10 protein-coding genes, 1 tRNA gene and 2 pseudogenes are annotated in these 10863 nt (G+C 66.8%); 8 read left to right on the top strand and 5 right to left on the bottom strand.

Going from position 1 to position 10863, the window contains the following annotated elements; genetic code table 11:
• Positions 1-94 precede the first annotated feature (94 nt).
• The 3 genes and pseudogenes from ACWGKT_RS47780 to ACWGKT_RS47770 all read right to left on the bottom strand — a co-directional run.
• Positions 95-625, bottom strand: a pseudogene (locus tag ACWGKT_RS47780) (transposase family protein); the annotation flags it as partial.
• Positions 626-822: 197 nt separating this feature from the next.
• A tRNA-Met gene (locus ACWGKT_RS47775) sits at positions 823-899 on the bottom strand.
• Between the two features lie 99 nt (positions 900-998).
• On the bottom strand, positions 999-1631 hold the full coding sequence (locus tag ACWGKT_RS47770) for a GmrSD restriction endonuclease domain-containing protein (RefSeq protein ID WP_453278704.1): 633 nt from the start codon (positions 1629-1631) through the stop codon (positions 999-1001).
• 413 nt (positions 1632-2044) lie between these two features.
• Here ACWGKT_RS47770 and ACWGKT_RS47765 point away from each other — a divergent pair, with 413 nt between their 5' ends.
• The 3 genes from ACWGKT_RS47765 to ACWGKT_RS47755 are packed head-to-tail and all read left to right on the top strand — an operon-like array spanning position 2045 to position 3512.
• Positions 2045-2224 (top strand): hypothetical protein, encoded by a 180-nt coding sequence (locus tag ACWGKT_RS47765; protein WP_453278703.1) that lies wholly within the window; start codon positions 2045-2047, stop codon positions 2222-2224.
• Positions 2221-2832, top strand: coding sequence for an RNA polymerase sigma factor (locus tag ACWGKT_RS47760; protein WP_453278702.1), 612 nt, complete (start codon positions 2221-2223; stop codon positions 2830-2832). The genes ACWGKT_RS47765 and ACWGKT_RS47760 overlap by 4 nt, the downstream gene beginning before the upstream one ends.
• Complete coding sequence (locus ACWGKT_RS47755; RefSeq protein WP_453278701.1) at positions 2829-3512, top strand: hypothetical protein; 684 nt, start codon at positions 2829-2831, stop codon at positions 3510-3512. The genes ACWGKT_RS47760 and ACWGKT_RS47755 overlap by 4 nt, the downstream gene beginning before the upstream one ends.
• Positions 3513-3621: 109 nt before the next feature.
• On the opposite strand, the gene ACWGKT_RS47750 is transcribed toward ACWGKT_RS47755, so the two are convergent.
• On the bottom strand, positions 3622-3747 hold the full coding sequence (locus ACWGKT_RS47750; protein WP_453278700.1) for a hypothetical protein: 126 nt from the start codon (positions 3745-3747) through the stop codon (positions 3622-3624).
• 135 nt (positions 3748-3882) lie between these two features.
• Between ACWGKT_RS47750 and ACWGKT_RS47745 the strand changes: the two genes are divergently transcribed.
• Positions 3883-5172, top strand: coding sequence for a tyrosine-type recombinase/integrase (locus ACWGKT_RS47745; RefSeq protein ID WP_453278699.1), 1290 nt, complete (start codon positions 3883-3885; stop codon positions 5170-5172).
• The gene (locus tag ACWGKT_RS47740; RefSeq protein ID WP_453278698.1) at positions 5166-7640 is read left to right on the top strand and encodes a tyrosine-type recombinase/integrase; all 2475 of its coding nucleotides are present in this window, start codon (positions 5166-5168) and stop codon (positions 7638-7640) included. Before ACWGKT_RS47745 ends, ACWGKT_RS47740 begins: the two co-directional genes overlap by 7 nt.
• 119 nt (positions 7641-7759) lie before the next feature.
• Here the strand turns inward: ACWGKT_RS47740 and ACWGKT_RS47735 are convergent, their stop codons facing one another.
• Complete coding sequence (locus tag ACWGKT_RS47735) at positions 7760-8389, bottom strand: class I SAM-dependent methyltransferase (RefSeq protein ID WP_453278697.1); 630 nt, start codon at positions 8387-8389, stop codon at positions 7760-7762.
• Between the two features lie 208 nt (positions 8390-8597).
• On the opposite strand from ACWGKT_RS47735, the gene ACWGKT_RS47730 reads away from it, so the two are divergent.
• The 3 genes and pseudogenes from ACWGKT_RS47730 to ACWGKT_RS47720 all read left to right on the top strand — a co-directional run bounded on the left by ACWGKT_RS47730 (position 8598) and on the right by ACWGKT_RS47720 (position 10631).
• Positions 8598-9719 (top strand): IS630 family transposase, encoded by a 1122-nt coding sequence (locus ACWGKT_RS47730; protein ID WP_453278696.1) that lies wholly within the window; start codon positions 8598-8600, stop codon positions 9717-9719.
• 29 nt (positions 9720-9748) lie between these two features.
• Positions 9749-10072 (top strand): annotated as a pseudogene (locus ACWGKT_RS47725) (ATP-binding protein); the annotation flags it as partial.
• A 34-nt stretch (positions 10073-10106) separates the two neighbouring features.
• Positions 10107-10631, top strand: a complete 525-nt coding sequence (locus tag ACWGKT_RS47720) for a DUF1877 family protein (RefSeq protein WP_453278695.1) — start codon at positions 10107-10109, stop codon at positions 10629-10631.
• The last annotated feature ends 232 nt before the right edge of the window (positions 10632-10863 follow it).

Raw genomic sequence — 10863 nt, 5'->3', positions numbered from 1 at the left:
GCCCGCCTCATGCGCAGGGAGCGGACACCACCAGCCGGAGCACACCGGCGCACTACTCAAGGTTGATCGGCTACACCATCACGCGGGACACCATCCCGATGTAGGCGCGGTCGGCGAGGACCGGGACGCCTTGGCGTTCGCAGACCCGGATGATGCGGTGGGTGCGGGCTGCGGTCAGATCGTGGGCGCGGCCCGGCAGTGCGGGCGAGATCCACAGCAGCCGTCCTGCTGGGTCGGTCACCAGCTGCACGTTCACTCCGTGTCGGCGGTGCTTGTGGGAGTAGTCGGCCCGACTGTCGCCGACTCGGTCGCACTCCGCGAGAGTTCCGTCGAGCAGGACGTAGCCGGGATCGGTCTCACGCAGCACCTTGAGCAGGCCCGGTGCACGGTCGGCGAGCACAGTGACCACCGCGGTGGTGTAGGCGTGGGCGGTGCCCACCGAGATACCGAAGCCGCTGGCGATCTACGCGAGGGTGTCGTGCTTGCGCAGGTACGTCAGGCCGACAAGCGCACGCTGGTGCGGCGGGAGCTTGCAGCGGCGGTCACCCTCCCGGGTGACGATGAGCATCGTGACCCACTCGACGAGCTTGTGAGGCAGGTCGAGTGCGGCAGGATAAGCAACCAACGAGGCTCCTGTGCCGGTGGGTTGAGACTTCGAACACCTCCCTCAACGGCACGGGAGCCTCGTGCGTTGTGGGCACCCTCACCGTCACCTGATCAGTGGCCACACTGAAAAGGCTCACTGCAGGCCCGCACACCGATCGGCTGCCGGAAGGGCGGAAACGCCGAAGGGTCCGGCAGTTTTGCCGGACCCTTCGACTCTGGTAGCGGGAGCAGGATTTGAACCTGCGACCTCTGGGTTATGAGCCCAGCGAGCTACCGAGCTGCTCCACCCCGCGTCGGTAGCTCCACCCTACGCCATCCCGTCCACGCGGGCAGCCGAATTTCCTCTTCGGCGGGCAGACCCGCCGCCTCCAGTCAGCTGGCGCTGACCGGGTTCAGTTGGTACAGGTATCCAGCATGGAGGACAGGGCCGACTTCTCCTCGTCGGTGGTGGTCAGCTTCCACACCGACTTGATGTGCGTGTAGTCCTTGGCATACGTGCACCAAAACGCGTGGTTGGTGGGCTTCCAGTCGGCCGGCCCGCTGTCGGACTTCGACGAGTTCGAGGACTCCGACGCGATCAGCAGCTGGGGGTCCTTGAGGTCGTTACCGAAAGCTTTGCGCTGATCGGCGGTCCAGGTGTCGGCGCCGGAACGCCAGGCCTCGGCGAGCGGGACCATGTGGTCGATGGTGGCCTGGGCGACGTCCTTGACGGTGGTGTCGTCATAGACGGAATACCAGGTACCGGAGGCGGGCTGACAGCCGTCGGGCTTGTCCTGGACGTCCTTGCCGTCCCGGGCGAGCACCGCCTGACGGGTGGTGCAGCCACCGGGCTGGGTGGACCAGATGTCGAACTTGTCGCGGGCGTAGCCGTCCATCGAATGGGGTGCAGCGACCGTGAGGCCAGCGAGTTCCGTGCGGGCGGTCGCCGTCGACGGCGGCGCAGGAGGCTCGGCAAGTGCGGGGGCGACGCTGATACCGATCAGCAGCAAGGTGGTGGCGGGCAGGCCGAAGGCGGCGCGGCGCATGAAGTCTCCATGGAATGTGGGGGGTTGGAGAACTGCGCCAACGAGACAACCGCACTCCCATCGCGGTCCGCTACGCGCGTTGACCACATGGGACAACTTCCCCACCACTCCTTCACCCGACGGTCACGGCACGCACGACGCTGGTCAGGCCACCGGGCCAGCAGCGGAGCGAAGCGACGCAACCACGGGCAACGGGCATGAGCGTCGACCGGCAAGGGTGCCCCGCCGCTCACCCTTCTGTGCTCCATGATTGAACTCGGTGCAGTCAGACCGATACTGAACGTAATCTTTTTGGCGGTCGGGGTGCACGTTCGGGCCGTCCCAGGCGCTTGATGGGTGGAGGCAGAGGTTGCCTCTGGTGCCAGGGATTCAAGGGGAGGCGGCACCGATGGAACAGGTACAGGGGAGGACCCGTGCAGCACACCGCTGCTGCGTGGCTGGTCGAAGTCGCGCTCGCCCTCAGGGTGTTCGGCCCGGACGTGATCCGGGGATGCCGCCGCCTGCTCACCGCAGGCGTCCGGGTCGGCATCACGCAGTTGACCGGGGCCCGCACCCCCGAGCGTGCTCCCGGGTGCGATGGGGAGGCCCGTTGAGCGGCGACATCAGCCCGGACGAGGCGGCGGGCACGATCGGCGTCCCGCGTGCTGTCCCGATCGACCAGTGGGACGTGGCCGCGCAGCTGGCGTACTGGGGTTTCCACCAGCAGCGCCGCATGGACTACATGCGCTACGCCTATCTGCAGCTCGGCTCGGATGCGGATGCCGAGGAGGCAGTGGACCTGACGTTCGACCAGGTGATGGACCGGTGGCTGGGGATGCTGCAGATGGAGAACTTGGAGGGCTATGCCTGGACGATCCTCAAGCGCCGCATCATCGACATGCACCGAAAGCGGCGGCGCCGCCCCGAGCTGATGGAGACCGCCGCGTTCGAGGCCGCGCTCGCCGGCCACCCCGAGGACCCCTACGACACGCTCACCGACACCATCGCCCTGTACGCCGCCGTCGCCTCGCTCAGCGAACGGCAGCGTGATGCGATCCTGCTGCACTACGGCATGGGCTTCACCGCCGCCGAGGCCGCCGTACTGATGGGCAACGAGGAAGCCACCGTCCGGTCCCAGCTCCGCACCGGCCGCCAGCGCCTCGCCACCCTGCTCAAACTCCCCTCCCCGGAGCACCCCGACGGGAAGAAGTACCGCTCATGACCGCTCTGCAGCCCGAACACCGCACCACCATCGACGATCTGCTCGCCAAGGCACTCACCCGCAACCGCTACACCCCCTACGACATCGCCGCCGCCGAAGCCAGACTCCGCAGCCGCCAGGCCGCCCGCCACCGGCCACCGCGCCAGCGCACCGCGGACGCCGCACGCACCCACACCGACTGGACCCCGCCCGAGGACGAGCGCACCCCCGACGCCGACCGGGCCTGGTGGGACCTCAACGCCGTCTGCCTGCTGGTCCTGTTCGGGCCCGACGCGGACGGGCAGCTCGCCGACTTCATCGCCAGCCAGTACGCCGACAAGACCGGCGCGCTCGTCTTCGCCTGCCTGCTCCACCTCGCCGACGACAGCAGCGGCGCCCGCTTCTGGTGGCGCTTCGCCGCAGGCGTCGGCCACCAGCTCGCCGAGTACTGCCTCTTCCTCGACCACGCCCACAGCGGCGAATACCACGACGCCGACTACTGGCGCCGCCAGCTGGTGCGGAACCATTTCGAACCCGCCTACGTGTGCGGCGACCGGCACACCGCACCCTTGCTCAACCCGCCCTGCATGGACCAGGTCCACCCCCACATCACCCGCCAGCAGCACCCCGAGATCGGCAGCGTCCCCCTCCCCCAGCCCGCCCTCGTCCGCCAGCTGCGCCACCTCACCACGCTGCTGTAACGCCAGGCCCGGCCGACGCCTGACCAGGCACCGACCGGGATCCGTTGCTGCGCCTTTCCACCCCCGGCAAGTGAGCCGAAAGAGCCCGGGAGGGTCACCGGCGCCCCGGTCACCACTCGGTCAGCGGATCGAATCCGAGCAACTCGATCTTGTGCTGCCTCGTTGACTCCTTCGGTTCGTACGCCAGGTAGGGCGGGTACGGAAGCGCCAGGTGTGCCGCAGGCGGATTGTCCATGTACTCGGCCTTCGGGCAGCCAGCGACGTGCGGACACTCCTCCACGGTCCGGTTGCAGAACTTGCACAGGGCCCGTTAACCGAACTAACTCGTGAGTTCTTGCAGGTCAGACGGCTTCTCCGCTAGCTTCTCGGGATGCTTCAAGGCGATGTCCCCGAGCGGGACTTGGCAGCGTTCGTCCTGCCCGAGTTAGGCAGACTGCAGGAGACCGGTGATCAGTGGGCGCCGTACCAGTTGCTCGACCAGGATGGCGTTGTTGTCGACCCCGTCCGGGTCTTCTTTGCCGAGCTGCAGGCAGAGGACAAACCTGCCTCCACGGTCCGCTCATACGGCATGGACCTGCTGCGCTGGTGGCGGTTCCTGTGGGCTCTCAACATCGAGTGGAACCGGGCAACGCGTACTGATGCACGGGACTTCATCCGGTGGATGCAGATCGCGAACAAGCCCCAGCGCCTGCACTGGCGACACCGGAAGGCAGGCCACTCCGAGGAGACGGTGCCGAAGCCGCGGACGACGCGCAAGAAGATCCCCGGTACGCCGAACGCCATCACGGGCAAGGTCTCACCCGGCCCGCAGTACGCCGCGAGGACGCGCGTGCACTGCGAAACCGTGCTCCGCACGTTCTACGACTTCCACCAGGACGAGGGCACCGGGCCAATCATCAACCCGTTTCCGCTCGACCGCTCGCGTCGCAGCAGCCGCGCGAACGCCCACCACACGCCTGACCGGCCCTTTGCCCAAGAGCGGACAGGCCGCTACCGGCCGACCATCCCGAAACGTGCGCCCCGGCGTATTCCAGACGAGATGTTCAACGCGCTGTTCGCCGCCCTCCGGCACAATCGAGATCGCGCTCTACTGGCTTTCTGGGTTTCCAACGGGGCCCGCGCAGAAGAACTGCTCACCAGCCAGCAGCGCGATGCGCTACCCGGTCAGCAGTTGGTCGGCGTGATCCGAAAGGGAACCCGCGCCTACCAGCAGCTTCCTTGCTCAACCGACGCCTTCGTCTGGCTGCGCCTCTACCAGGAGGAAACACGGCGAGATGGCATCCCGCGGGGCAAGAACCTGCCGTTGTGGTGGACCCTGAGGCGTCCCTGGCGCCCGCTGAACTACGACGCGGCGCGGGCGATGTTCAACCGCGCCAACGATCTCCTCGGGGCGAACTGGACGCTCCACGATCTACGCCACACCGCGTCCTACCGACTCGCCCGCGACCCCAACATGCCCCTGACCGACGTCCAATGGGTCCTCGGTCACGCCCATCTGACGACCACACAGCTCTACCTTCCGGCCAGCCAAGACGAAGTGATCGAACGCGTCCGCGCCCATCATGCACGCCGGGCAGAGCAGCGTGACCGGCCGCCCGCTCCACCGGCCCCCGGCTACAACCCCGACTCGTTGAAGACTCTCTTTGGGAACTCATGGTGACGAGCACAGAGACCTTGCGCGCTCCGGCCGTCATCCGAGATGCACAGCCACTCGCCGGCGAGGCACTCCGGGCAGCCAAGAAGAGTTTCCCGCCGCGGCCCTACGAGGACGCCTGGCCTGCCACCGGCCAGTCCTACGAGGAGGTCGTGGCTCGGCTGAACCGGCCTCCGCTTCGGGCCGCGAGCGAGTCCACCCATTTCTACCGGCGGCGAGGCGCAACGCTCATTCTCCGCTGGCTCCTGGACCAGCCGGGCTCCACCTGGCAACAACGGTGGAACGCGAGCCCCGCTGCAAACGCGACCGGGGCACAGTGGAACAAGCTCAACGCCAGCTGGGTCGGCTACGACGCGGCGAATGCGAACGGCATTCTGAACACCGGCCTGTTCGCCCTGGTCTGCGCCGATGTGCTCCGGCCATCGCTCCACTGGCAGCTCACCCGGACCTCGACCAACCTGCGTGCCATCATCTGCCAATACCGTGACCCTGAGGGCTTTGCACGCCTTAATGAGTTGGTGGGTCCAGAAGCATGGTCCTCACACCTCGGCATCCTCGCCAAGAACGTGCTGGTCAAGCTGCTCATCGCCAAGGGCGGAGGTCTGGCCGACATCAATGTCGGAGACGCCATTGAGTACATGGAGGCGCATCGGGAACAGCGGGCCACGTCGGGCGGTCAAAGCCTGTTCTACTCCTGGCTGAAGGACCTGGGTCACCTGCCGCCCGACGCGCCTGTGTCACTGAGGCTGCTGCACCGAACGTCCGGCCAGGTCTCGGTCGAGCAGCTCGTCGACCGCTACCGGCCGCAGTCCAAGCCCATCCGGGATCTGCTGGTCGAGTACCTCAAGGAACGCCAGCCCACCATGGACTACACGTCCTTGGAGGACGCGTCCCGGACGCTCGTGAGGAACTTCTGGCTGCAGATTGAGCGCATCCAGCCCGGCATCGACACACTCCGGCTGCCGTCCGAAGTCGTGAGCGCATGGAAGCAGGTCAGCCGGACGAAGGTCACACGCCGCCGGCTGCCGGATGGCACAGTCCATGAGGCGGTGACGGAGCGGGCCAACTACGGCAACCTCATGATCGGAGTTCGAGCCCTCTACCTCGACCTGGCCCACTGGGCCGTCGAGGAACCAGAACGCTGGGGTCCGTGGGTTGCTCCCTGCCCGGTCAGCGCCGCCGACGCCAGTACCTCCAAGCACGAGAAGCGCCGCAAGGCCAAGATGGACCAGCGCACCCGCGAACGACTGCCCGCGCTGTCCACCGTCGTCCGCGCCGCCAAGGCGAACTGGACAGAGGCCCGTGAGGGGATGGACGCCCTGCAGGCCGCCCCGCTCGGCGGCCAGTTCACGTTCAGGGGCGGAACCTACACGCGGCAGAAGAAGGACTCGTCGACTCCGTTCCGGGCCTACGACGAGTCCGGCCGACGCATCCATCTGGGACTGCTCGAGGAGCGGGCCTTCTGGGCCTGGGCCACGATCGAATTCCTGCAGCACACCGGCGCCCGGATCGAGGAGATGCTGGAGGCCAGCCATCACGCCTTGATCCAGTACAAGCTGCCCACCAGCGGTGACATAGTGCCTCTGCTCCAGGTCGCTCCCTCGAAAACAGACGAAGAACGGCTTCTCCTTGTCAGCCCAGAGCTGGCCGACGTCCTCAGCACGGTCATTGCCCGCGTCCGTGACCCTCGAACAGGCGCGATCCCGATGCTGCCCAACTACGACGTCGCGGAGAAGATCTGGAACCCGCCGATGCCGCTGCTGTTCCAGTGGACATACGGAGGCCAGCGCACGCCAGTGTCCCGCCAAATGATCCGCGATGGTCTCAACGAGGTCCTGAAACGAACCGGGCTCACCGACTCCGCGGGCCAGCCCCTCGACTTCGCTCCGCACGACTTCCGAAGAATCTTCATCACCGACGCAATCCGCAGCGGCCTGCCGCCCCACATCGCGCAGGTCCTCGCAGGTCACTCCGACATCAACACCACGATGGGCTACAACGCCATCTACCCGGCGGACGCCATTGAAGCCCATCGCGCGTTCATCGCCCGTCGTCGATCGCTTCGTCCCAGCGAGGAATACCGGACCCCGACGAACGAGGAGTGGGACGCCTTCCTCGCCCACTTCGAGAAACGGAAGGTGTCCATCGGTACCTGCGCACGCGCCTTCGGGACCCCATGCATTCATGAACACGCTTGTGTCAGATGCTCACTCCTCCGACCTGACCCGGCCCAACGGGCACGGCTTGCCGAGATCCGCGACAACTTGATCGCCCGAGTCACCGAAGCCGAGACGGAAGGCTGGCTCGGCGAGGTCGAAGGTCTCCAGATCAGCCTGGCTGGCGCCGAGGAGAAACTCAGCCAGCTCGACGTACAGATCTCCCGGCAGCAGGAGTCCGTTGACCTGGGAATTCCCACCTTCCGGGAGATCGTTGCTCACACCACTACCGTGGCCACACCGCCGGAGCCTTCGTGACCTGGACGGTCGTCACCTCCGGCGATGCTCAGTGGACGTCGGCACAGAACGCGGCGGCGCGGACGAGCTTCATCCACGCGGATGATCTACACCACCCCGACCCAGGCCACGGGCACGCTCTACGGGCGGCGGGCCAGAAAGTGGGTATCGAGGAAGCCACGCTCGGACGCTGGGTCGTGGAGCAACCGAGCCACCGTGACAAGGCCGGCACCGGCCAGCAACTCGGCAAACTGCTCCGCCGGCCAGCTATAGGCGGGCGCCACCTTGTGGTCGAAGCGGACCGGCTCCGGTCCCTCGGTCCCGAAGAAGGACACCAGGAGCAGACCCCCTGGTGCCAGGACACGCACCTGCTCAGCGAGCAGTGCGGGCAATTCTCCAGGTGGGGTATGGATCATCGAGTAGTGGGCCAGCACCCCGCCGAGCGCGCCGTCCTCGACCGGCAGGGACTCCATTCGCGCTTCGTCGAACCGCAGCGACGGCTGGGCCCGCCGAGCGTGGTCGACCATGGCCGGGGAGAGGTCGAGCCCGAAGGCGTCCAGCCCCAAGTCGTGCAGCATGGCTGTCAGATGACCGGGTCCGCACCCGACGTCGGCTACCCGCAGGTTCCCCGTGCCACGCACGAGCTCGGCGAAGGTGCCGATCATGTTCCGCGCGAACGGCCGCGTCTCCAACCGACTAGTGAACATCGACGCATAGAGCTCGACGACCCCGTCGTAGGCCGCCCTGGTCTCATCCTGGTGTTTTAACACGGGCAGGAAACTAACACCCGCGCCGTTCGCAGCCGTTCTCCGGCCCTTCCTCTCGGGACTGATCGTCCCGTCACCGGATCACGGGACGCCTCGGTAGTTCGGAGAAGTCCTCGCCGACCTGGCTAGTGCTGTGACCGTGTTGGTTCGCCGGGTTGGTGGTCGTGACGGTTGGATGTGCGGTGACGTCCATTCGAACGGTGGAGGCGCGGTGGCTGAGCCTGTCCGTGTACGCAGACTGACCGACCAGGAGGGGCAGAAGCTGCAGCAGATCGTGCGCCGGGGCAGCACGAGTTCGGTGCGCTATCGCCGGGCGATGATGCTGCTGGCCTCGGCGGGCGGGAACCGGGTGCCGGTGATCGCCCAGCTGGTGCAGGCTGACGAGGACACCGTGCGCGATGTGATCCACCGGTTCAACGAGATCGGCCTGGCCTGCTTGGACCCTCAGTGGGCGGGAGGCCGTCCCCGCCTGCTCAACGATGACGATGAGGACTTCGTCGTCCAGACGGCCACCACTCGCCCTGCCAGGCTCGGCCAGCCCTTCACCCGCTGGTCGATCCGCAAACTCGCCGCCTACCTGCGGAAAGTGCACGGACGCATCATCCGTATCGGTCGTGAAGCCTTACGGTGCCTGCTGTTGCGACGCGGCATCACCTTCCAGCGCACCAAGACCTGGAAGGAGTCACCCGACCCTGAGCGCGACGCCAAGCTCGACCGCATCGAGCACGTCCTGGACCGCTTCCCGGACCGGGTCTTCGCCTTCGACGAGTTCGGCCCCCTTGGGATCCGGCCCACCGCCGGCTCCTGCTGGGCGAAGCAGGGCAAGCCCGACCGCCTGCCGGCGACCTACCGCCGCACCCACGGCGTCACCTACTTCCACGGCTGCTACTCCGTCGGCGACGACCGACTGTGGGGCGTCAACCGCCGCCGCAAAGGCACCGCCAACACCCTGGCCGCGCTGAAGTCGATCCGCGCTGCCCGACCCGACGGCGCTCCGATCTACATCATCTTGGACAACCTCTCCGCCCACACCGGCGGGGACGTCCGCCGCTGGGCGAAGAAGAACAAGGTCGAGCTGTGCTTCACCCCGACCTACGCCTCCTGGGCCAACCCCATCGAGGCGCACTTCGGCCCGCTGCGACAGTTCACCCTGGCCAACTCCAACCATCGCAGCCACCCCGCACAGACCCAGGCCCTGCACCGCTACCTGCGCTGGCGCAATGCCAACGCCCGCCACCCCGACGTACTCGCCGCCCAGCGCAAGGAACGCGCCCGCATCCGCAGCGAGAAGGGCATCCGCTGGGGCGGACGCCCCCTCGCAGCCGCAGCCTGAACCCGGTGAACCTACGCGGTCACAGCACTAGCGGCCACGCGGACCGCACCTGGGAGAAACGCGTCCGCGAACTCGTTCGCCCCGACGTCCTCATCCTCGATGACTTCGCCATGCGTCAGCTGTCTGCGGCCCAGGCCGACGACCTCTATGAGCTCGTCTCCGAGCGGCAGGGACGCTCGCTGATCATCACCAGCAACAGGGCGCCCAGCGACTGGTATCCCCTCTTCCCCAACCCCGTCGTCGCCGAGTCCCTCCTGGACCGGCTCATCAACACCAGCCATCAGGTGATCATGAACGGGCCCAGCTACCGCCCGAACAAGCGGCCCAGGAACCCCACCGACAAGACCAAGTAGGGAAACCGGTGGACGTCGTCGGGATACTGCCGTCATGGCCGTCACTCAGCAACTCGCCCGCATCTCGGCGGAGTATCTCGCCTCCTGCCGCCAGTCAGCCGACGCATCGAAGGATGGAGATCCTCTCTGGGATCCACCGTCGGCGGATGTCCTGGACCTGGACTGGGCGCCGGTCCTGCTCGAACGGGTCTGCGAGCTGGGAGGTCTTGATGACGTCCATCGGAGTGCTCTCCGACATGCTCTCGACGGCGACACTGCCATCGACCTCGCCTTCCTCAACACCCATCCCCACGCCATCGGCCCCTTCGGGCCAGCCCCCACAGCCCTCTCTGCAGGTCAAGTGGCTTGCGCTGCGGAACTGCTCGGGCAGATCGACTTTCCGACCCTCCTGGCTGCCCTGCCGACAGACGAAGCAGAGGTCGCCTCCTTGATCGGCAACAGCGCAGACAAGATCGTCGGTGGCCCGAAGAAGTACGTGCTGGGGCACTTCGACGCCCTGCGCGAGTTCTACCGTGCTGCATCCCAACGGCAGCTTCTCGTCGTGCTCTGGTGGGACTGACACGGATCGCCTCATCGTCGGCTCGCGTCAGCAGCTGGGGAATTACGTGAACTTCAGCCTGAGGAATTACGGGCTCTGGCGCTGATCTTGTGACGCGGTCGGTGTCAGTGGTGGCTGTGATCATGGCTCGCGTGTTCTTCGCGGAGTTTCGGGGTGTTGTTCCCTCATCTGGCCGGTGTCGTGGTGGAGTTGGTCGAGCGGGCCGCAGCCGGGGTGGTCACGATGCATGCGC

Source organism: Streptomyces sp. NPDC054794 (assembly GCF_053611585.1).
The sequence above is the reverse complement of the archived record's forward strand: the minus strand, read 5'-3'. Positions and strand labels throughout refer to the sequence as shown.